Raw genomic sequence first — 20,408 nt, 5'->3', positions numbered from 1 at the left:
GGCCGTACGGGCCCCGGGGCCCGTCCGGGTACGGGGAGGGCGCGTGTCCCTCGGTCGCGGGAGCATGAGACGGTACCGGGGACCGCCCTCGTACCGGAGGGATCGTCCTGTCAGGAACGGAGTGGCCGGTGCAGGTCAGCAGGTACGGCTTCGGCGCGGCCCCGATCGGGAACCTGTTCTCTCCCGTCGGCGAGGACGAGGCGCGGGCGGCGGTGGACGCGGCCTACGAGGCGGGGATCCGCCTGTTCGACACCGCGCCCCACTACGGGCTCGGCCTGTCGGAACGGCGGCTCGGCGCCGCCCTCGCCGGCCGTCCCCGCGACTCCTACGTCCTGTCGACCAAGGTCGGCCGCCTGATCGTCCCCGTGGAGGGCGACGGCCCCTTCGGCCGGGACGACCAGGGCTTCGACGTCCCGGCCTCCTCGCGCCGGGTCTGGGACTTCTCGCGCGACGGGGTGCGGCGGTCGCTGGAGGAGAGCCTGGAGCGGCTCGGGCTCGACGCGGCCGACCTCGTCCTGATCCACGACCCGGACGACCACTGGGAGCAGGCCGTCTCCGAGGCGTACCCCGCGCTGGCGGAGCTGCGCGACGCGGGCGTCGTCAAGGCCGTCGGGGTCGGGATGAACCAGACGGCGATGCTCACCCGCTTCGTCCGCGAGACCGGCGTCGACCTGGTCATGCTCGCCGGGCGCCACACCCTGCTGGACCAGTCCGGGCAGGAGGAGCTGCTGCCGCTCTGCCGGGAGCGCGGCGTGTCGGTGCTGGCCGCGGGGGTGTTCAACAGCGGACTGCTGGCCACCCACGACCCGTCGGGCACCTACGACTACGCCCCGGCCCCGGGCCCGCTGCTGGAGCGCGCCCGCCGCATCGCCTCGGTCTGCGAACGCCACGGCGTCACCCTGCCGCAGGCCGCCCTGGCCTTCCCGCTGCGCCACCCCGCGGTCGCCTCCGTCGTGGTCGGGGCCCGCTCCGCCGACGAGGTCGCCCGCAACGCCGCCCTGACCGCCCGCCCGGTGCCCGGCGACCTGTGGGCCGACCTCACCGCCGAGGGCCTGATCTCCTGAACGCGTCCGGCCGGATCGTCCCGGCGGGCTCACCCGGCCGGAGTGAAGGTCCGCTGGGCCGAAGCAGGAGGGGTTTGCGATACTCCTCCCATGTCATCCACGGTCTCGATCGTCCTGCTCGTCATCGCGGGCCTGGTGCTCGTCGTCACGAACCTTCCCCGGCGCGACCGGGCGACGTCGCACCGGGAGGCGGACCGGGAGGGCGTGGTCCTCTACTGGCGGCCCGGTTGCCCGTACTGCATGAGGCTGCGCACCCGCCTGCGCCTCACGGGCCTGCGCTACAGCGAGGTCGACATCTGGAAGGACCCCGACGCGGCGGCGTTCGTCCGCTCGGTCGCGGACGGGAACGAGACCGTGCCGACCGTGACCGTGGCCGGGAGGGCGATGGTGAACCCGTCCGCGAGCCAGGTGCTCACCGCGGCCAGGGCCGAGCCGCCGCCCCCGGCGTCCGGCACCGGTGAGCGTCCCTAGACCGGCCGGGGGGCGGTGGCGGGGGCGTGCCCCGTCCCGTCACGGGCGGCGTACCAGCGTCTTCTCCCCGTGCCCGGCGGGTCCGGAGCATCCTCGCCCGGCCCGGCAGCGGCACCGGCCCTTTCCGCTCTCGCATCGGGAGGCGCGCTTCAGCACCGACGACTGCGACTGACGCGTGGACGTGTGCACCCGTGAACCCGGAGGTCCCGTCGGCGTCAACGTCGGGGTGGGGACCGGGAGCGGCGGTACCGGCGTCGGGGTCGGGGTCGGAGTCGGTGTGGGCGTGGGTGTGGGCGTCGGGGTCGGCGTCGGGGTCGGCGTGGGTGTCGGGGTCGGGGGCAGGGCCGCGCAGTCCAGTTCCGTGCTGAACGGGAAGTCGTGGATCTCCCCGCCGTTGGCGGTGGCCGTGCCGGCGGTCAGCTCGCGGACGATGACGTTGCCCTCGATGTTGGAGGCGTTCTCGTCGATCAGCGCGGCGTTCGGAGCGAAGATCGTCCCTTCGATGGTGGCCCCCCTGCCCGAGGGAAGCCTGATGGTGGTGGCGTCCGGGAAGTCGAACAGGATGAACCGGCCCTCCGGCCCGCCGATGCCGGCGAAGTTCGGGGGGACCCACGTGAAGTCACCGCCCACGGCGGTCGTGTCCACGACGACCAGGAGCGGGGCGGTGGCCGTGGGCCGGTCGTCGAAGATCAGGTTGGCGATGTTGTTCAGGTTCTCGGCGTCGATCTGCAGGACGTTGGTGATGCCGTCGGTCAGGTTGATGCGGACGTTGGAACCGGGCGGGACGACGTTGCCGGGGAAGGGCACCCCGTTGCCGTCCCGCAGGATCACGTTGTTGACGCACAGGGCGAGGTCCGCGGCGCGCTGGCGGTAGGTGGCGAAGAGCGCGGCGAAGTCGATCACCGAGGCGGGGCCGACGGAGGCGACGGGCTGGCGTACGGTCAGCTCCACCCGCGCCGGCGATTCGTAGTCGCCCGTGGCGTTGATCCGGGTGTTGACCAGCGCGCCGTTGTTGTCGACGTTCAGGACGAACGAGTCGGTGAGGTCACCGATCTTGACGTAGGCGTTGGAGAGCACCGAGAGCCGTCCGGTGGGGCTGCTCTCGGCGAAGTCGACCCGGCCGCCCACCACCAGTGCCGTGGGCCGGGCGTCGCCGGCGACGACGAAGGTGCCCGGATTCTGGGTGGCGACCCGGTAGTCGCCGGTCAGGATGAGGTCCCCGCCCACCGCCAGGGTGCCCTCGTTCTCGTTGCTGTTCAGGCGGGCGTCGCCCTCCACGACGACGGTGAAGCCGTTGTTGCCGCTGACCGGGTTCAGCGGAGCGTGCCCCGAGCCGGTATCGACGATGAGGGCCCCCAGGCTCATGGCGAAAATGCTCAAACCTACGGAAAAATACACTCTGCGCATATCGTTCCCCTCATGATCGCTCCATTTCCCGAGCGAGTTTAAGCAGCTCAGAGGGGGTGAGCGGCTCCGTACGGGCAAATGTCCGTCATGCCTGTGGCTCGAATTCGGAGAACGCGGGAAGGGGCGGCAGGCGTGCCGCGCGGGCGGGCCCGTGCCCGCGCGGATGCCACCGGGGGATCTCCCGTGCCGCCCCCGCCCCGGGCGGGTTCAGGCGGATTCGAGGGGCAGGCCGGCCTCGGCCCAGTCCTCGATGCCCTCGCGGTACTTGCGGACGTCGGTGTAGCCGAGGGCGGTGAGCCTGTCGGCGACCTGCCCGCTGTTGGGGCACGCCGGGTTGGAGCAGTAGGTGACGATCGCGGCGTCGAGGTCGGGGAGCAGGGAGGGGGCCAGCCTGTCGACGTCGGCCCGGACCAGGGGGACGGCCCCGGGCAGGTGCTGCCGCGCGTAGTACTGCCCGCCCAGCGCGTCGACGACGGTCACGCGGCCCTCGTCGATCGCGGCCTTCAGCTCGTCCCGGGTGATGAGTGCGGTCATGTCGCTGCCTCCGTAGAAGTGGACTATAGTCCGGTTGTGGCTCACGACGATAGCGGACCGCAGTCCGCTTCTGCAACACCGCTGGAACTGCTGCGCACCCCACCCCAGAGGGAACGGGCGGACGCGGCACGCAACCGCGCCGCGGTACTGGAGGCCGCGGCCCGGCTGTTCGCCGAGCGGGGCGTGGAGGCGGTGTCCATGGACCAGGTGGCCGCGGCCGCCGGCGTCGGCAAGGGCACCCTGTTCCGCCGGTTCGGCGACAAGGCCGGCCTGGCCGCCGCCCTGCTGGACGCCAGGGAACGCGTGCTGCAGGAGGCGATCCTGCACGGGCCGCCGCCGCTCGGCCTCGGGGCGGCGGCCGGTGAGCGGCTCGCCGCGTTCGCCGGCGCCTACCTGGACTACCTGCTGGAGCACCTGGACCTGGTCCGGATGTCGGAGACCGCGGCCCCCGGTGCCCGGTACCGGATCGGGGCCTACCGGTTCTGGCACCGCCACGTGGCGATCCTGCTCGGCGGCACGCCCGACCCCGAGCACGCCGCCCACGCCCTGCTGGCCGCGCTCTCGGCCGAGCACGTGTCCGCGCTCCTGCCGGAGCTGGGCGAGAAGCGGATACGCGCGGGCGTGCTCCGCCTCGCGCGTTCGATGACGCCCCCTCCCGGAGGGTGACGGCCCGCGCCCTCCCGGCGCCCTTTGGTCCCTCGGGGACGGTCAGGCGAGGGTGCTGCGGAGCCACTCCTCGACGCCGGCGATGTGGACCGTGGCCCAGGCCCGCGCCACCTCGGGCTGGCGGGCGGCGATGGCGTCGCAGATCGCGCCGTGCTGCTCGCGGGTCTTCTCCAGGGCGTTCTCCTGGGTGAGGCCCCGCCAGATCCTGGCCCTGGTGGTGGGGCCCGAGAGGCTCTCGATGAGGGAGCAGAGCACGGCGTTGCCCGACCCCTCCGCGATGCGCTGGTGGAACTCCAGGTCGTTGGCGACCAGTTGCTCGACGCTCGGGTCCGCGGGCAGCTCGTCGAGGAGCCTGCGCAGCTCGGCGACCTCGGAGTCGGACATGGAGGTCGCCGCCATCGCGGTCGCCGCGGGTTCCAGGATGCGCCGCACCTGGAAGAACTGCAGCACGGTGTCGTCCTGGTGGAAGTCGACCACGAACGACATCGCGTCCAGCAGCAGCCTGGGCTCCAGGCTGGTCACGTACGTGCCGTCGCCCTGGCGCACGTCCAGCACGTTGATCAGGGCCAGCGCGCGGACGGCCTCGCGCAGCGAGTTGCGCGAGAGGCCGAGGCGGTCGGCCAGGTCGGCCTCCTTGGGCAGCCTGCTGCCGGGGGCCAGCTCGCCGGACAGGATCATCTGTTTGATCCTGTCGATAGCGGCATCGGTGACCGCCACGCTGCACCGTCCTCAGGGTTCGCCAGACATCCGATGTCTATGAGTGTATGGCGAACCTGACCGGATCCGTCCCCGCCGCCCGCCGGACGAGGCCGCGCACCTCCAGGGTGCGCAGGTGCGCCGCGGCCTCTCCCGCGGCCATCCCGCGCAGCAGGACCGGGAAGTCCTCCCAGGGACGGTTCCAGGTCATCCGCCCGGCGATCTCCCAGATGGTCAGCGGCTCCTCCGCCTCGGCGAGCAGGTCGGCCAGCCGTCGGAGCTTCTCCTCGTGGTGGACGCCGATCTCGGCCGCCCGCGCCGCCGTATCCGGAAATATCCATTCATGGGCGGGGAGGGCTTCGAGGTCGCCCAGCCCCTTGACCTTCTCCAGCGACTCCAGGAAGTCGGTGAGCGGGTCCACGTCGGCGCGGTCGTAGGGGTAGATGCCGATGTGCGGGGTGATCGCCGGCAGCACGTGGTCACCGGTGAACAGGCGGTCGGCGTCCTCCAGGTGCAGGCAGACGTGGCCGGGGGTGTGCCCGGGGGTCCAGATCGTGCGCAGCCTGCGTCCCGGCACGTCGATCAGGTCGCCGTCGGTCAGCACGCGGTCGGGCGTCGCGGGCGGCCCGGGCCGGTTCCCGGTGACCTCCTCCACCTCCACGGCGCCCGCCCCGGCCCGGCGCAGCATGTCGGCCTGGAAGTCGCGGTGCCCGCGCTCCCCGAACTCGCGCATCATCGCGACCAGCGCGGCGTCGGCCTCGTGCATGGCGATCCAGGCGCCCGACTCCTCCCTGACCTGACCGGCCAGCCCGGCGTGGTCGGGGTGGAAGTGGGTGACGACCACCCCGCGCACGTCACGGACGTCCATGCCGGTCGCGGCGAGCCCGTCGCGCAGCGCCAGCCACGCCTCGGGGGCGTTCCAGCCCGCGTCCACCAGCACCGGGCCCGCCGGGGACTCGATCGCGTAGACCAGGGTGTAGCCGAGCGGGTTGCCCGGGATGGGCACCGGCACGCTCCACACCCCGCCACCGGTGTCGAACGGACGCTGCTCGCTGTACGGCCTGCGGCGGGACTTCAACGGTGGTGCTCCTTACCGGCGCCGTTCAAAAGGCGCTCCTTGCCGGCGCCCCTTCGGGGGCGCTCCTTGCCGGTGCCGTTCACGGGCGCCGCTCACACGCGCCGTTCACAGGCGTTCCAGGACGGTCGCGGTCGCGAGCGCCCCGCCCGCGCACATGGAGACCAGCGCGGTCGAGGAGTCGGACCGCTCCAGCTCGTGCAGCGCGGTGGTGATCAGCCGTGCACCGGTCGCGCCGACCGGATGGCCGAGTGCGATGGCGCCTCCGTTGACGTTGACCCGTTCCATGTCCGGCTTGTGTACCGATGCCCAGGATAGGACCACGGAGGCGAAGGCCTCGTTGACCTCGAACCTGTCGATGTCGGCCATGCTCATCCCGGTGCCGGCGAGGACCTTCGCGGTCGCGTCCACCGGCCCGTCCAGGTGGTAGTACGGCTCGGCGCCGACCAGCGTCTGGGCGAGGACGCGGGCCCTGGGCCGAAGGCCGTGCCGGGCGGCGGCCTCCTCGCTCATCACCAGCACCGCGGCCGCGCCGTCGGAGATCTGCGAGGAGGTGCCCGCGGTGTGCAGGCCGTCCTCGACGACGGGCCTGAGCCGGGCCAGCCCCTCGGCGGTGGTCTCGCGCAGCCCCTGGTCGCGGTCGACGAGGCGCGTCTCACCGGTCGGCTCGCCGTCCTCGCCGAGGACGGGCGCGCTCACCGCGACGACCTCCCGGTCGAAGCGGCCCTCGGCCCACGCCCGCGCGGCCAGCTGCTGGGAGCGGGCGCCGAACCGGTCGAGCCGCTCGCGGGTCAGCCCGCGCCGGCGCGCGATCCGCTCGGCGGCGGCGAACTGGTCCGGCATGTCGATGGACCAGTCGTCGGGACGGGGCCGGGCGGGGAGCACGTTGGAGCCGAGCGGTGCCCGGCTCATCACCTCGACGCCGCAGGCCACGCCGACCTCGATGACCCCGGCCTGGACGAGCGCGGCGACCAGGTGCACGGCCTGCTGGGAGGAGCCGCACTGCGCGTCGACGGTGGTGACGCCCGCCCGGTAGGGCAGCCCGGCGTACAGCCAGGCGTACCGGCCGATGTGGCCGCCCTGCTCGCCGGCCTGCGTGACGCATCCGGCGAAGACCTGTTCCACCGCGGCCGGGTCGATGCCCGCGCGGCCGACGAGGCCGCTCAGGGCCGCGGCGAGGACCGCCTGCGGTTTGAGTCCGGCGAGCCACCCGCCGCGCCTGCCGATCGGGGTCCGTACGGCCTCGACGATCACTGCACCCATACGATCTCCTCGCCTTCCGGCTCGGAACTCGCGGCCACCGGGCGCCCGTCCCCGCCGGTCCGCCCGCTCGCGCGTCGCTCCAGAACGTCGCTCTAGTCGCCTTCGACTGCGACTGTAACGCGTTCTAATTTCAGGCGGAAGGAGCGGGCCGGAAATCGGCGAGCAGCCGGTCGGCGGCGATCTCGATGCGCCGCTGGATCTGCTCGTAGGTACGCCGTCCCCTGAGCATCTCCAGCAGCTCGTGCACCCAGACGCTGGAGAGCGAGCCGGCGAGCGCGAACTGCTCCTCGGTGGCGGTCTCCACGGTGAGGTCGTCCCCGGCGACCCGGAGCAGCAGCCCCGTCATGCGGTCGCCGAACGGCGTCTCGACCTCGGCCATGATCAGCGAGCGGATGAGTGCGTCGGCGAGCTCGGGCTCGCGCATCAGGCCGCGGGTGGCGCGCATCAGGATGTCGACGGCGCGCCCCGAGGCCGCGACGGCGCTGGGCGGTCGGCGCTCGATGCTGCTCTCCAGGAGGTCGATCTCCTCGCCCACGACGGCGACGACGAGATCCATCTTGGAGGGGAAGTAGCGGTAGAGCGTCCCGAGCGCGACCCCGGCGCGCTCGGCGACGGTCCGCATCTGCATCGCCTCGACGCCGCCGCGCGAGGCGAGGGCCGCGGCGGCCTGGACGATGCGCTTGCGCCGCTGGTGCTGGCTCCTGGTGCGGACGCCGGTGGACGCCGGTTCGCTCTGCACGCCGGATGCCCCTTCGGTCGTGGCCGGATCGACGTTGCCCGGAGCGTGCCTGCCGGCCGGGCGCGCGGCGGCCGGTGCCTCGGTCGTCACCTGCGGGGTACGCATGAGAACACGTTATCTGATTTCCGGATACTCCGGCGGGTTACTCGCCGGTCACAAAGATGCCCGTGCTTACACGGCATATGTGATGCGGCGGTTATGTCCGTGTTATTGCGGACGGCCCGCTATGGACACGGAATAGAATCTGTTCTACTTTTCGGAAGGGCGGGAACGGCGGACGGCATCCCAGGAGCGCGCGTGGACTTCACCCTTGACGAGACCCGGACCGACCTGCGCGACCTCGCGGCCGACCTGCTCGGCAAGGAGGTGACGGCCGCGCGGCTGGAGGCGCACTCCAGGAGCGGTGCCCCCTACGACGCCGCGCTGTGGCGTTCCCTGGCCGACGCCGGGCTGCTCGGCGCCTGCCTGCCCGAGGAGGCCGGCGGGGCCGGGCTGGGAGCGGTGGGGACGGCGGTCCTGCTGCGGGAGATCGGCGCCCGCGTGGCCCCGGTCCCCGCCGAGCCGAGCCTGGTCGCCGCCCAGGTGATCGCCTCGTACGGGTCCCGCGAGCAGCGCGAGGCGCTGGCCCCGCTGGCCGAGGGCGAGATCACGCTGGCCGTCGCCCCCTCCGAGCCCGGCCGCGACCTCGGAGCCCCGCCCGTCACCACCGCGCGGCCGGACGGCGCCGGATGGGTGCTCGACGGTGCCAAGGGCACCGCGCCCCACGCGGCCGGAGCCTCGAAGATCCTGCTCACGGCCCGGACCGACACCGGGACCGGGGTGTTCCTGGTCGATCCCGGCGACGTGGAACCACGCCCCGTGCCGGTCTCCACCGGCGAGCCGGCCGCCGCGCTCACCCTGCGGGGCGTACCCGGCGAGATGGTCGGCGCCGCGGACGGCCTGGCCGCCGGCGGCCTGCGGCGGGCGGTGACGGCCGGGAACATCGCCGTCTTCTCCGGCGTGCTGGCCGGAGCCCTGGCGCTGACCACCGAGTACATCAGGACCCGGCGGCAGTTCGACCGGGCGCTGGCCGAGTTCCAGGCGGTCACCGTGCAGATCGCCGACGTCTACATCGCCGCGCGGGCGCTGGACGTGGCCGTGTGGTCCGGGGCGTGGCGGCTGGAGCAGGGCGACGACGAGGGGGCCGAGGCCGACCTCGCGGTGGGCGCGCTGACCGCGACCGAGCAGGCGCTGGGCGCCCTGTACACCTGCCAGCACCTGCACGGCGGGATCGGCGTGGACGTGACCTACCCGCTGCACCGCTACTTCGCCTGGGGCAGGCACCACGCCCACCTGCTGGGCGGGGTCGAAGCCCGGCTCGACACGATCGGAGCGCTCGTCTGATGCTGATCGACCTCACCCCCGAGCAGAAGGAGCTCCGCGCCGAGCTGCGCGAGTACTTCCGGTCCTGCCTCACCGACGAGGACAGGAGACGGATCGCCGACGACCCGTTCGGCCACGCGTACATGGAGCACTGCCGCGCGCTGGGCCGCGACGGCAAGCTCGGGCTGGGCTGGCCGAAGGAGTACGGCGGCGGCGGGCTCGGCCCGCTGGAGCAGCAGATCTTCGCCAACGAGATCGCCCGCGCCGAGGTGCCGTACCCGATCATCACCGTGCAGACCGTCGGGCCGACCCTCATGCAGTACGGCACGCCCGCGCAGAAGGAGTTCTTCCTGCCGCGCATCCTGGCCGGGGAGTGCCACTTCGCGATCGGCTACAGCGAGCCCGGGGCCGGCACCGACCTGGCGTCCCTGCGCACCACCGCGGTCCGCGACGGCGACCACTACGTCGTCAACGGCCAGAAGATCTTCACCTCCGGCGCCCACTACGCCCAGTACATCTGGCTGGCCGTGCGCACCGACCCCGACGCGAAGAAGCACCGCGGGATCACCATGATGATCGCCGACTGCTCCGACCCCGGCTTCTCCTGGACGCCCATCATGACCATGGACGGGCGCCACCACACCAACGCCACCTACTACTCCGACGTCCGCGTGCCCGTGGACATGGTGGTGGGGGAGGAGAACAGGGGCTGGGACCTGATCGTCAACCAGCTCAACCACGAGCGGGTCACGCTCGGCCCCGCGGGCAACATCGCCCACACCTACGACCGCTTCCTGGACTGGGCGCGCCGTACCGGCGCGATCGACGAGCCCGCGGTACGCCGCGCCCTCGGCCGCGTCCACGCCTACTTCCGGACCAACGAGCTGCTGAACTGGCAGGTCGCGGCCAACATGGACCTGGGCTGGCTGGGCGCCCCCGACGCCTCGGCCACCAAGGTCTACGGCTCCGAGCGGCTGCAGGAGGTCGGCCGGATCGTCGGCGAGACCCTGGCCCGCTTCGGCGACCCCTCCGACCCGCCGACCGCCGACCTGATGGAGCGCGTCGACCGGGGCGCCAAGGGCGGGCTGGTGCTCACCTTCGGCGGCGGCGTCAACGAGGTGCAGCGGGAACTCATCGCCATGCTGGGCCTGAGCCTGCCGAGGCCGCCCCGATGACCGCGACGACCGGCCCGACCGGTGCGACCGGCCCGACCGGCCCCGTCCCCGCCACCGGCCCCGCGAACGATCCCGGCACCCTGCACGAGCGCCTCACCGCCCTGGCCGCGCGCCAGGCCGCCCTGGGCGAGGTGCCCGGCGTCGCGCCGGCCGACCCGGTGAACCTGCCGATGATCCGCCACTGGGCCGCGGCGCTGGGCGACGCCAACCCGCTCTACACCGACGCCGAGGCGGCGGCCGCCGGGGTGCACGGGGAGATCGTGGCACCCCCGGCGATGATCCAGGTCTGGACCATGCCCGGCCTGGACCCCGACGCCGGACGGGCCGGCACACCGGTGGACCCCGTACTGGCGATGCTGGACGACGAGGGCCACACCGGCGTGGTCGCCACCAACTGCGAGCAGACCTACCACCGCTACCTGCGGCTCGGCGAGTCCCCCGTCCCGGCCACCCGGTTCACCGGCATCACCGGCCCGAAGCGGACCGCGCTCGGCGAGGGCTATTTCGTGACCTGGAACGTCGTCTGGTACGCCGGAGGCGAGGCCGTGGCCGAGATGATGTTCCGGGTGCTCAAGTTCCGGCCCGCGACGAGCCCCGCGGACCCGCCGTCCGACGGGGCGCCGTCGCGCGAGCCGTACCCGCTCAGGCCCGCGGTCAACGACGACACCGCGTTCTTCTGGGAGGGCGTCGCCGCGGGCGAGCTGCGGATCCAGCGGTGCGCCGACTGCGGGACGTTGCGCCACCCGCCGGGCCCGGTCTGTCCCTCGTGCCGCTCGACCGCCCGCACGTACGTTGAGGCGAGCGGCGAGGGCGAGGTCTACAGCCACGTCGTCCACCACCACCCCCCCGTTCCGGGACGGGAGACGCCTTTCGTGGTGGCCGTGGTGGAACTGCCGGAAGGGGTACGGATCGTGGGCAACGTGGTGGACTGCGCTCCTTCGCGGGTGGGTATCGGTATGCCGGTGCGGGTGACGTACCGCCGGATGGACGACGAGCTGATCCTGCCCATGTGGACCCCCCGGGAGGCGTGATGCGGACACTCACCCGCGACGAGGTGCGGACCGGAACCCTCCTTCCGGAACTCGCGATCGAGCTGAGTCCCACCGTGGTCGTCTCGACCGCGCTGGCGACCATGGACTTCACCCCCGTCCACCACGACGTGCACCGGGCCAGGGCGCAGGGGTCGAAGGACGTCTTCCTCAACATCCTGACCACCATGGGCCTGGTCGAGCGCTACGTCACCGACTGGGCCGGGCCCGAGGCGCTGATCCGCGGCATCAACGTGAAGCTCGGCGTCCCGGCGTACGCGGGCGACCGGCTGGTCTTCACCGGCACGGTGCTCACCCGCGAGGAGGGCGAGTTCACGGCCGAGGTCCGCGGCAGGGTCAGCCTCGGCGACCACGCCTCGGGCACCGTCAGGTTCGCCCTCCCCACCCACTGAGCCGCTCCCGCTCCCCGAGCCCTCTCGTCCGCCGAGCCCTTCCCGTTCCCTGAGCCTCTCGTCCGCCGAGCCCTTCCTCTGAGCCTTCTCTGAGTTCTTCCGATCTGAGCTCTTCCGATCCACCGAGCCCTTCTCATCCACGCGGAAAGGCCCCATCACCGTGGTCTCCTTGTCGGGGCGCGCGGCCGTCGCCGGGATCGGCGCGACCGAGTTCTCCAAGCAGTCAGGCCGGTCCGAGCTGCGGCTCGCCGCCGAGGCGGTGTTCGCGGCGCTCGACGACGCGGGCCTGTCGCCCGCGGACGTGGACGGCATGGTCACCTACACCCAGGACGCCAACCAGGAGATCGCCGTGGCCCGCGAGGTGGGCGTCGGCGACCTGTCGTTCTTCTCCCGCGTGCACTACGGGGGCGGCGCGGCCTGCGGCACCGTGCTGCACGCGGCGATGGCCGTGGCCACCGGGGTCGCCGAGACCGTGGTCTGCTACCGGGCGTTCAACGAGCGCTCCGGCCAGCGGTTCGGCAGGCCCGACGCCCGGATCGGCGGCGAGCCCTCCTCCCAGGGCCTGGAGATGAGCTGGCACGTGCCGTACGGGCTGATGACCCCGGCGGCCTGGGTGGCGATGTTCGCCCGGCGGTACATGCACGTCTACGGCGCCACCTCCGAGGACTTCGGCCGGGTGGCGGTCGCCATGCGCAGGCACGCCGCCACCAACCCGGCCGCGTGGTTCCACGGGCGGCCGATCACGCTCCAGGAGCACCAGGCGTCGAGGTGGATCGCCGAGCCCCTGCACCTGCTCGACTGCTGCCAGGAGAGCGACGGCGCGGTGGCCCTGGTGGTCACCTCCGCCGAGCGGGCCAGGGACCTGCGCAGGTCACCGGCCCTGATCGCCGCGGCGGCCCAGGGCGCGGGCGCCGGTCAGATGATGATGACCAGCTACTACCGCGACGACATGACCGGCCTGCCGGAGATGGGGGTGGTCGCCCGCCGGCTCTGGGAGCAGTCCGGGCTCGGGCCGGCCGACATGCAGACGGCCATCCTGTACGACCACTTCACCCCGTTCGTCCTCACCCAGCTGGAGGAGCTGGGCTTCTGCGGGCGCGGTGAGGCGCGCGACTACATCGCCGACGGCGGCATCGAGATCGACGGGCGCCTGCCGGTCAACCCGCACGGCGGCCAGCTCGGCGAGGCGTACATCCACGGCATGAACGGGATCGCCGAGGCGGTCCGGCAGATCCGCGGCACCTCGGCCAACCAGGTCCCCTCCGTGAGGAACGTGCTGGTCACCGCGGGGACGGGCGTGCCGACCAGCGGGCTGGTGCTGTCCTCGGAGTGAGCGCCGCGGACGTCCCCGATACCCGGACGTCCCCGATACCCGGACGGGGGGGGGGGGGGGGGGGGGGGGGGGGGGCGCGCGGGCGCCCCGGGGGGGGGGGGGGGGGGGGGGGGGGGGGGGGGGGGGGGGGGGGGGGGGGGGGGGGGGGGGGGGGGGGGGGGGCGGGGGTGCCGCCGCCCGCCCCCCCCCCCCCCCGCCCGCCCCCCCCCCCCGGCCGGCGGGGGGCCCGGGGGGGGGCCCCCCCCCCGCGGGCCCCCGGGGGGGGGGGGCGGGGCGCCGGGCGGCGGGGCCCACGGCGGTGGTTCAGCAGCTCAGGTTGCCACCGGGGGCGACGCCGAGGATCTGGGTGAAGCGCTGGTAGGAGTTGATCCGGCTCTGCACCTGCGCGGGGTTGCGGCCGTCGCACTCCAGGCTGCCGTTGATGCTGCGGATCGTCTGGCCGAAGCCGTGGCCGTTGACCATCGCGTTGTGCGGGGTCATCGTGCCGGGGCCGTTCTGGGTGTTCCAGTACCACAGGGCGGTCTTCCAGGCCACCGACGCGTCGTTCTGCACCAGGTACGGGTTGGCGAGCAGGTTGATGCCGAGCGCGTCGCCCGCGGCCTTGTAGTTGAAGTTCCAGCTCAGCTGGATCGGGCCGCGCCCGTAGTAGGCCGCCTGACCGGCCGGGCAGCCGTACGGCTGGCTCGTGTCGCAGTAGTGCGGGTAGTTCGCGGTGTTCTGCTCGACGACGTGGACCAGGCCGCCGGTCTCGTGGTTGGCGTTGGCCAGGAACGCCGCGGCCTCCTGACGCCGGACGGTCTCACTGCCGGTCTTGGCGAAGCCCGGGTAGGCGCTCAGCGCCGCGGTCAGGCCGCTGTAGGTGTAGAAGGGGTTCCGGTTCGGGAACATCTGGTTGAACTGGGCCTCGCTCACGACGAACCCCGAGGTGGGGGGCGGGTCGGTGGGCGTCGTGCCGCCACAGGTGTGCGGCTCCCAGTACCAGGTGCTGATCACCGGGTCGTAGCCCGGGTTGTCGTGCTCGGCCCGGTAGTACTTGCCGTCGGTGTACCTGACGATGCTCCCGGCGGTGTACCAGGTGCCCGCCGCCCAGTTGGGGTGGTTGCAGTTGCCCGTGGGCGGGGGAGTGGTGGTGCCGCCGCCGCAGGCGCCCCTGTCGGCCCACACGGAGTTGGTGCCCGGCGCCTCGTTCTGGGTCCACCACTGCGCGAACCAGTTGCGGCCGTTGTGGGAGGCGGTCATGCCGTTCGTGTAGACCGTCGAGGAGTTCCACGCGGCCACGCAGGCCGCGGCGGCACTCCGGGCGGAGTTCCCGACGGAGCTCTCCGCGGCGCTCCCGGCGGCGCTCCCGGCGGCGCTTCCGGCGGCCGAGGACATCGGCAGGGCGACCGACAGTCCGCCCGTGACCGCCAGGGCGGCGAGGGTGGCCATGATGCGCTGTCTCAACACTTGATCACTCCTTCGTGCGGCAGGGGCCGCGGAGGGTCGGCGAGGGGGGTCGGTCCGTACGGGAGCCGTCGCGCCACGCTCGTCCCACCGCTGCGCCGTCCCGCTCCGGGTGGGCGTCCCACCGGGTCGGGACGGTGTATGGCCGGGGGCGCGAGCGGACCGCACGGAAGGCTTGCCGGCCCGGTCAGGACGGGCGGTGCGGGGGTGCGTCGCATGAGCGCTCCCAATGGGGGAAACCGGTGGGCGTGGTGCGTCCGGACGGTCGGACCATCCCGCGACGACGGTTCGCGTCGCCGGGGTTCGCGCAGCTCCAGGTCGGATCGGGTGGATGGTGCAGCGGGTCGTGGAGGTCCCCGCTTAACTTTCTCTTAAGAAAGTTTCCTAAGAGTTGCCGTGATCCTAGCCTTGACAGATCGTTGTCACAACCCCCTGAGGACCGTCGGGCACAGGCCCCGTCCCCGGGTACGTTCCACGCCTGCCACGGTTCGGCCGGGCGGGTTCACGGCCGCTTCCTCTGTGTCGCCGGCCCCGACGGGCTCACGCCCCGACCGCTCCTTTCGTGTCATCGCTCCCGGCGGGCTCACGCCCCGGCCGGTCCGGTCTTCTCGTACCGGCCGGGGCGTCCTCTTCCGCCGGCAGGCCCGGCGTGCCGCGTCCGGCCGTACGGGGCGAGCGGGCGACGCGCTCGTCCCTCACCGACAATTTTTCTTGTATTGACTTTTTAAATGGTCGGTCACTATCGTCGTGGCATGGCCGGAGCCGGGGTGATCGACAAGGCCGGTGCCGCCGGGACGGAACCCGGCCGGTCCGGGTCCGGTCGCCCGCCCCGGTGAGCCGCCACCACGGCGAACACCCCCGGCACCCGGTCACCACCGGACGGCCGGGCCGTCACCGCCGGCTGGCCGGGCCGTCACCGCCGTCACCCGAGCCCGTGCTCGACCACCGCCTCGCGATCACGCGGGCGGCGACGACACCAAGGAGTCCTGAGATGTCACACGAATTCCGCCTCACCCATGACGTCGAGCTCAAGGCCACCCCGGAACAGGTGTGGCAGGCGATCGCGACCGGTCCCGGCGTCGACTCGTGGTTCATGGGCAGGAACGAGATCGAACCCCGCGAGGGCGGCAGGGCGTCCATGTCGATGCCCGGCTTCACCGGCGAGTCCACGGTCACCGCCTGGGAGCCTCCGCACCGGTTCGCCTACCGCTCCGACCCCGGCGAGGACGGCGCGTTCATGGCGTTCGAGTACCTCGTCGAGGGCCGCGACGGCGGCACCACCGCACTGCGGTTCGTGCACAGCGGCGTGCTGACCGGCGACTGGGAGGCGGAGTACGACGCGCTCCGCAAGGGCAACCCGCTCTACCTGCGGACCCTCGCGCAGTACCTGGAGCACTTCCCCGGCCGCACCGCCGTGCCGGTCACCGCGTTCGGCCCGCAGCGGCCCGGCCCGGGCACGGTCTGGACCGGCCTCACCCGCACCGTGGGCCTGGCCGAGCAGGTCGAGGAGGGCGACAAGGTGCACTTCACGGTCGCGGGCCGGACCGTCGACGGCGTGGTCGACACGGTGCTCGCCCCCACCTTCCTGGGCGTGCGCACCGACGACGCGCTGCTGCGGTTCGTCGACGGCGGCGGCCTGATCATGACCGGCCACCACGTCTTCACCGACGTCGACCCGGCCGAGGCCGAGCGGACCTGGGGCGCCTGGCTCGCCTCCGTCCCGGCCTGAACCACCCGAACACGAAGACCGCTTCCGAGTACGAGGACCTCACCATGAGCACCGCCCACCCTGCGATTCCCCGCACCGGCGCCGCCACGTGCGAGCCGGCCCACCGGATCGGAGCGTCCCGATGAGCCGCCCGTGGATCGGCCTCGCCGTCCTCGCCCTGCCGACCCTGCTGCTCTCGCTCGACATCAGCGTGCTCTACCTGGCCCTGCCGCAGCTCGGCGGCGACCTGCGCGCCGACGCCACCGAGCAGCTGTGGATCCTCGACATCTACTCGTTCATGATCGCCGGGTTCCTGGTCACCATGGGGGCGCTCGGCGACCGGATCGGCCGGCGCCGGCTGCTGCTGATCGGTGCGGCCGCGTTCGGGGTGGCCTCGGTGGTGGCGGCCTACGCCACCAGCCCAGGCATGCTGATCGCGGCACGGGCACTGCTCGGCGTCGCCGGTGCGACGCTGATGCCCTCGACGATGGCGCTGATCCGCAACATGTTCCCCGACCCCAAGCAGATGGGCCTGGCCATCGGGGTCTGGTTCAGCTGCTTCATGGGCGGGATGACGCTCGGCCCGCTCGTCGGCGGCGTACTGCTCCAGCACTTCTGGTGGGGGTCGGCGTTCCTGCTGGGCGTGCCCGTCATGGTGCTGCTGCTGATCGTCGGCCCGTTCCTGCTGCCCGAGTTCAAGGCCGAGCGGCCCGAACACCCGCTCGACCTTCTCAGCGTCGTCCTGTCGCTCGCCGCCATCCTGCCGGTCATCCACGGCCTCAAGACCCTCGCCCGCGACGGCTGGCAGCCCGTCGCGCTCGCGGAGATCGTCGTCGGCCTCGCGATCGGCGTCGTCTTCGTCCGCCGGCAGCGGGCACTGGCCGAGCCCCTGCTCGACCTGCGCCTCTTCGCCGACCGCACGTTCAGCACGGCCCTGGGGATCATGCTCTTCGGCGGGGTCGTCATGGCGGGTCTGTCCCTGCTGTCCTCGCTGTACCTGCAGAACGTCACGGGCCTGTCGCCCCTGGCGACCGGGATGTGGCTGATCCCGCAGAACGTCGCCATGGTCGCGGGCTCGATGGCCGCACCGGCCCTGGCCCGCAGGCTTCCGGCGTCCACCGTCGTCGCGCTGGGGCTCGCGATCTCCGCCGCCGGCCTGCTGGTGGTCACGCGGGTCACCGTGGCCGACTCCGGCATGCTCGTCGCCGGGCTGGTGCTGGCCTCCGCCGGGATCTCGTTCCCGATGGCGCTCACCATGAACCTGATGCTCGCCGCCGCGCCGCCGGAGAAGGCCGGTTCGGCCGCGTCGGTCTCCGAGACCAGCGGGGAGTTCGGCGTCGCCATGGGCATCGCGACGCTCGGCAGCCTCGGGACCGTGGTGTACCGGTCGGTCCTCGCCGGTGACCTGCCCGCGGGGATCCCCGGCGAGGTGGCGCGCACGGCGACGTCGAGCCTCACCGGGGCGGTGTCGGTCGCCGGTGAGGTCCCCGGGCTGCTCGACGCGGCGCGGAGCGCGTTCACCAGCGGGCTCAACGTCGTCGGCGCGGTCGGCGCGGCCGTCTTCGCCGTGCTGACGCTGGTCGCCGCGATCACGCTCCGGACCCCCGCCGTCGAGGCGCCGGTGTCCGAGGAACAGCCCGCCTGAGCCGTCGTCCGTCCGTGACCCCGCGGCGGTCCCGCCGGAACCCGTCGCGGCTCCACCGTGGCCCGTTCCGCTGTTCTCGGTCCGCTGTTCTCGGTCCGCTGTTCTCGGTCCGACGCCCGCCGCCCGCCGTCCTCCGTCCGGAGGGCGGCGGGCGTCGCGCGTGCGCGGAGGCCGGGAGGTCCGGGGCTCCGTGCGGGTCCGAGGACGTCAGGGAGCGGTCATCATCGGCACGGCGAAGAAGACGATCATTGCGATCGCCACCGCGATGACGAAGCCGGCCACCTCCCACGCCCAGTCGTGGTGGGAGGTCTTCACCTTGGTCCTGCGGGCGTGCGACGCCCGGCTCCCGCGCCTGTGGGACGCGGCTCGTCCGGAGGGGGAGGGGGCCGGCTGTCCCGTTCGTGTCGTCGTCTGCTCCGCGGGCTCCGGTCGCGGCGCCTCGGTACGGCCGTTCCACGGGAACTCCGGGGGCAGGGCCGGACCGGGCGGGGGCACCGGGGGTGCGGAGGGCGCAGGGGCCGCCGGGGGCGCCGGGAGCGCCGGGAGCGCCGCCGCGGGCACGTCCACCGGGGCGGTCGTCCATCCGTCGTGCCGCGTCTCGTACGGCGTCGGCGTGGGGTTCTGCGGGACGGGCCGGAGCGGGGCCCCGGAGGGCAGGTCCTCGGGGAGATGGTCCTCACACACGACCCAGCTGGGCAGGCGGAACCGCGCCTGGTTCGCCGGGGCGCTCAGGTGGTCCGGCCGGGGCGTCCAGAGCGGGAGGGCGGTCGGCATCTCGCCGGTCACGGCTCCGGAGGAGGTGTCCGCGAACCAGTCGACGGCGTGCGGCCGTACGGGATCGGACGTCCCGGAGGCAGGGGGGCCGTCGGGCGAGGGAACGACAGGGGGTGCGACCGGGGGTGCGAACTGGGAGGCCGGGGAGGGCAGGGGAGCCGGGGGGACCGGCGCGGCGAGGACGGCCGGGACGGCCGGGGGGATCGGGGCGGTGGGCGCGGGCGGCACCGGAGTCACCGAGGCCACCGGGACCGACGGGGCTGACGGGGCCGCCGGGGACGACGGCCGCGCGTGGCGCTCGCGCTCGTCGGCGGCGAGGGCGTCGAGCTGGTCGGTCTGCAGCGGCCAGCCGGGGAGCGGGTGCGCGGCCGGTAGGTCGTCGAGCACGTCCCCGGAGGCGCCTGCCGGTTCGAAGGGGACAAGGGGGCGTGCCCGCCCGGAGCCGCCGAGGGTGCCTGCCTGCCCGGAACCCGTCCGGTCTCCGAGGGCCGGGAAGGGGGACTCGGTGACGTGCTCCCCCGGAGGGCGTTCCCCGTCCCGGGGGGCGGTGGCGACCAGCCTGTCGGTGTAGGCGCGGGCCGCCCGCGCCTGTGGGGTGGGCGGGCGGAACAGGTCCTCCTGTCCGTCCTGCCGCCCGGGGGCGTCGTCCAGCACGTCGCCGGGGATCGGGGCGGGCATCGGGGCCGCCCTGCGCGGCCGGGGACGCTGGAGCCTGCGGCGGGGGCGCAGGGCCGCGGCGTCCAGGGCGGTGAGCACCGAGTCGCCCAGCTTGGGCATCGGCTCCGTGCTGGCCTCGTGCGCGGAGAGGACGTCCGGGTCCGGCGGTGCGAAGGGATCGGGGAAACGGTCCTCGGGCGCCTCGGGCGCGGGGAGGGCCGGCGCGCCGGAGAGCGGGCCGAACGGCGCTTCGGGCGCGGTGCCGTTCTCCGCCGACGGCAGGGGCCACTGGGGCGTCGTCGGCCACAGCTGCCTGACCAGCGGGGCCATCGGCCGCCTGATCGCCGGGGCGATCGAGGCCCGGGGCCCCAGCACGGCGGAGCGCAGCCGCGCCGGCGGGGTGGCCCAGGGGGCGAGGTTGAGCACGTCGCGGACCGGCGCGACGGCGAGGGCGCCGAACACCTCGGCCAGGTGCCCGGGGATCCGGGCCGAGGCCAGGGCGAGGCTCAGCGACTGCGACAGGCGGCGGCAGGCGCTCACGGTCAGCTCGTCGGCGGTGTCGGCCGCCACGTCCAGCACCCAGGAGAGCTCGGCGGCGTCCATCTCGCACACACCCGACAGGTACAGCACCTCGCGCTGGTGGGTGCGCAGGTCGGCGAGGACGCGCTGGACCAGGGTCGCGACCGGGTCGAGGCCGGTGACCGGCGGCGAGTAGACGATGTCACGCTGGTAGATCTCACGGCGGGCGAGCGCGTACAGCGCCGCGCGCGGCGGCTCGGTGTCCGAGACGTTGGAGAGGACGGCCACCAGGACGTCGGAGGCCGAGCCCGCGTCGCCCAGCTGGTCGTGGGCGTAGGCGAACAGCCCTGCTGCGTGACGGTCGTACAGCTCGGCGATCAGTTCGGTGCGCGAGCGTTGACCGAGGAGCGGTTGGGTCACGGGACCGGATCCTCTG

The 20,408-nt window shown here is 73.5% G+C and carries 18 protein-coding genes; 10 read left to right on the top strand and 8 right to left on the bottom strand.

All coding sequences use genetic code 11. From position 1 onward, the window contains the following. Positions 1-128: 128 nt before the first annotated feature. Positions 129-1,064: an aldo/keto reductase gene (locus ACIBCT_RS07730; protein ID WP_399186588.1), complete on the top strand. Its 936-nt coding sequence runs from the start codon at positions 129-131 to the stop codon at positions 1,062-1,064. A gap of 90 nt (positions 1,065-1,154) precedes the next feature. After that, positions 1,155-1,535 (top strand): mycoredoxin, encoded by a 381-nt coding sequence (locus tag ACIBCT_RS07725; protein WP_399186587.1) that lies wholly within the window; start codon positions 1,155-1,157, stop codon positions 1,533-1,535. A 39-nt stretch (positions 1,536-1,574) separates the two neighbouring features. Here the strand turns inward: ACIBCT_RS07725 and ACIBCT_RS07720 are convergent, their stop codons facing one another. Beyond that, positions 1,575-2,900 carry a collagen-binding domain-containing protein gene (locus tag ACIBCT_RS07720; protein WP_399186586.1) on the bottom strand — a complete coding sequence of 442 codons (1,326 nt, stop codon included), beginning with the start codon at positions 2,898-2,900 and terminating at the stop codon, positions 1,575-1,577. Between the two features lie 249 nt (positions 2,901-3,149). After that, positions 3,150-3,476, bottom strand: coding sequence for a rhodanese-like domain-containing protein (locus ACIBCT_RS07715; RefSeq protein WP_399186585.1), 327 nt, complete (start codon positions 3,474-3,476; stop codon positions 3,150-3,152). Positions 3,477-3,512: 36 nt separating this feature from the next. Here ACIBCT_RS07715 and ACIBCT_RS07710 point away from each other — a divergent pair, with 36 nt between their 5' ends. Continuing rightward, positions 3,513-4,142 (top strand): TetR/AcrR family transcriptional regulator, encoded by a 630-nt coding sequence (locus ACIBCT_RS07710; protein ID WP_399186584.1) that lies wholly within the window; start codon positions 3,513-3,515, stop codon positions 4,140-4,142. Positions 4,143-4,184: 42 nt separating this feature from the next. On the opposite strand, the gene ACIBCT_RS07705 is transcribed toward ACIBCT_RS07710, so the two are convergent. The 4 genes from ACIBCT_RS07705 to ACIBCT_RS07690 all read right to left on the bottom strand — a co-directional run bounded on the left by ACIBCT_RS07705 (position 4,185) and on the right by ACIBCT_RS07690 (position 8,020). Then, on the bottom strand, positions 4,185-4,859 hold the full coding sequence (locus tag ACIBCT_RS07705; RefSeq protein WP_399186583.1) for a FadR/GntR family transcriptional regulator: 675 nt from the start codon (positions 4,857-4,859) through the stop codon (positions 4,185-4,187). Between the two features lie 37 nt (positions 4,860-4,896). Next, positions 4,897-5,916 (bottom strand): MBL fold metallo-hydrolase, encoded by a 1,020-nt coding sequence (locus ACIBCT_RS07700; RefSeq protein WP_399186582.1) that lies wholly within the window; start codon positions 5,914-5,916, stop codon positions 4,897-4,899. Between the two features lie 105 nt (positions 5,917-6,021). Beyond that, the gene (locus tag ACIBCT_RS07695) at positions 6,022-7,176 is read right to left on the bottom strand and encodes a steroid 3-ketoacyl-CoA thiolase (RefSeq protein ID WP_399186581.1); all 1,155 of its coding nucleotides are present in this window, start codon (positions 7,174-7,176) and stop codon (positions 6,022-6,024) included. 130 nt (positions 7,177-7,306) lie between these two features. Continuing rightward, entirely contained in the window at positions 7,307-8,020 is a 714-nt protein-coding gene (locus ACIBCT_RS07690) for a TetR family transcriptional regulator (protein ID WP_399186580.1), read from the bottom strand. Between the two features lie 192 nt (positions 8,021-8,212). Here ACIBCT_RS07690 and ACIBCT_RS07685 point away from each other — a divergent pair, with 192 nt between their 5' ends. The 5 genes from ACIBCT_RS07685 (at position 8,213) to ACIBCT_RS07665 (ending at position 13,226) form a co-directional block, all read left to right on the top strand. Continuing rightward, positions 8,213-9,298, top strand: coding sequence for an acyl-CoA dehydrogenase family protein (locus ACIBCT_RS07685; protein WP_399186579.1), 1,086 nt, complete (start codon positions 8,213-8,215; stop codon positions 9,296-9,298). Next, on the top strand, positions 9,298-10,452 hold the full coding sequence (locus ACIBCT_RS07680) for an acyl-CoA dehydrogenase family protein (RefSeq protein WP_399186578.1): 1,155 nt from the start codon (positions 9,298-9,300) through the stop codon (positions 10,450-10,452). The genes ACIBCT_RS07685 and ACIBCT_RS07680 overlap by 1 nt, the downstream gene beginning before the upstream one ends. Beyond that, complete coding sequence (locus tag ACIBCT_RS07675) at positions 10,449-11,483, top strand: bifunctional MaoC family dehydratase N-terminal/OB-fold nucleic acid binding domain-containing protein (RefSeq protein ID WP_399186577.1); 1,035 nt, start codon at positions 10,449-10,451, stop codon at positions 11,481-11,483. The genes ACIBCT_RS07680 and ACIBCT_RS07675 overlap by 4 nt, the downstream gene beginning before the upstream one ends. Continuing rightward, positions 11,483-11,893 carry a MaoC/PaaZ C-terminal domain-containing protein gene (locus ACIBCT_RS07670; protein WP_399186576.1) on the top strand — a complete coding sequence of 137 codons (411 nt, stop codon included), beginning with the start codon at positions 11,483-11,485 and terminating at the stop codon, positions 11,891-11,893. Before ACIBCT_RS07675 ends, ACIBCT_RS07670 begins: the two co-directional genes overlap by 1 nt. A 160-nt stretch (positions 11,894-12,053) precedes the next feature. After that, positions 12,054-13,226 carry a lipid-transfer protein gene (locus tag ACIBCT_RS07665; protein ID WP_399186575.1) on the top strand — a complete coding sequence of 391 codons (1,173 nt, stop codon included), beginning with the start codon at positions 12,054-12,056 and terminating at the stop codon, positions 13,224-13,226. A 303-nt stretch (positions 13,227-13,529) separates the two neighbouring features. Here the strand turns inward: ACIBCT_RS07665 and ACIBCT_RS07660 are convergent, their stop codons facing one another. Beyond that, entirely contained in the window at positions 13,530-14,672 is a 1,143-nt protein-coding gene (locus tag ACIBCT_RS07660; protein ID WP_399186574.1) for a glycoside hydrolase family 19 protein, read from the bottom strand. A gap of 988 nt (positions 14,673-15,660) precedes the next feature. Between ACIBCT_RS07660 and ACIBCT_RS07655 the strand changes: the two genes are divergently transcribed. Beyond that, the gene (locus ACIBCT_RS07655) at positions 15,661-16,398 is read left to right on the top strand and encodes an SRPBCC domain-containing protein (protein WP_399186573.1); all 738 of its coding nucleotides are present in this window, start codon (positions 15,661-15,663) and stop codon (positions 16,396-16,398) included. 121 nt (positions 16,399-16,519) lie between these two features. Beyond that, entirely contained in the window at positions 16,520-18,022 is a 1,503-nt protein-coding gene (locus ACIBCT_RS07650; RefSeq protein WP_399186572.1) for an MFS transporter, read from the top strand. A 207-nt stretch (positions 18,023-18,229) separates the two neighbouring features. On the opposite strand, the gene ACIBCT_RS07645 is transcribed toward ACIBCT_RS07650, so the two are convergent. Continuing rightward, positions 18,230-20,392 carry an RNA polymerase sigma factor gene (locus tag ACIBCT_RS07645; RefSeq protein ID WP_399186571.1) on the bottom strand — a complete coding sequence of 721 codons (2,163 nt, stop codon included), beginning with the start codon at positions 20,390-20,392 and terminating at the stop codon, positions 18,230-18,232. Between the last annotated feature and the right edge of the window lie 16 nt (positions 20,393-20,408).

The organism is Streptosporangium sp. NPDC050855 (genome assembly GCF_044456585.1).
GTDB classification, from domain to species: Bacteria; Actinomycetota; Actinomycetes; order Streptosporangiales; family Streptosporangiaceae; genus Streptosporangium; species Streptosporangium longisporum.
Note: the sequence above shows the minus strand (reverse complement) of the source record. Positions and strands in the feature narration are given on the sequence as shown.

Coding starts and splice junctions, on each gene's coding strand:
- ACIBCT_RS07670 (WP_399186576.1), top strand. CDS start 11,483: ATGCGGACACTCACCCGCGACGAGGTGCGGACCGGAACCCTCCTTCCG.
- ACIBCT_RS07655 (WP_399186573.1), top strand. CDS start 15,661: ATGTCACACGAATTCCGCCTCACCCATGACGTCGAGCTCAAGGCCACC.
- ACIBCT_RS07695 (WP_399186581.1), bottom strand. CDS start 7,176: ATGGGTGCAGTGATCGTCGAGGCCGTACGGACCCCGATCGGCAGGCGC.
- ACIBCT_RS07725 (WP_399186587.1), top strand. CDS start 1,155: ATGTCATCCACGGTCTCGATCGTCCTGCTCGTCATCGCGGGCCTGGTG.
- ACIBCT_RS07650 (WP_399186572.1), top strand. CDS start 16,520: ATGAGCCGCCCGTGGATCGGCCTCGCCGTCCTCGCCCTGCCGACCCTG.
- ACIBCT_RS07675 (WP_399186577.1), top strand. CDS start 10,449: ATGACCGCGACGACCGGCCCGACCGGTGCGACCGGCCCGACCGGCCCC.
- ACIBCT_RS07720 (WP_399186586.1), bottom strand. CDS start 2,900: ATGAGCCTGGGGGCCCTCATCGTCGATACCGGCTCGGGGCACGCTCCG.
- ACIBCT_RS07715 (WP_399186585.1), bottom strand. CDS start 3,476: ATGACCGCACTCATCACCCGGGACGAGCTGAAGGCCGCGATCGACGAG.
- ACIBCT_RS07690 (WP_399186580.1), bottom strand. CDS start 8,020: ATGCGTACCCCGCAGGTGACGACCGAGGCACCGGCCGCCGCGCGCCCG.
- ACIBCT_RS07680 (WP_399186578.1), top strand. CDS start 9,298: ATGCTGATCGACCTCACCCCCGAGCAGAAGGAGCTCCGCGCCGAGCTG.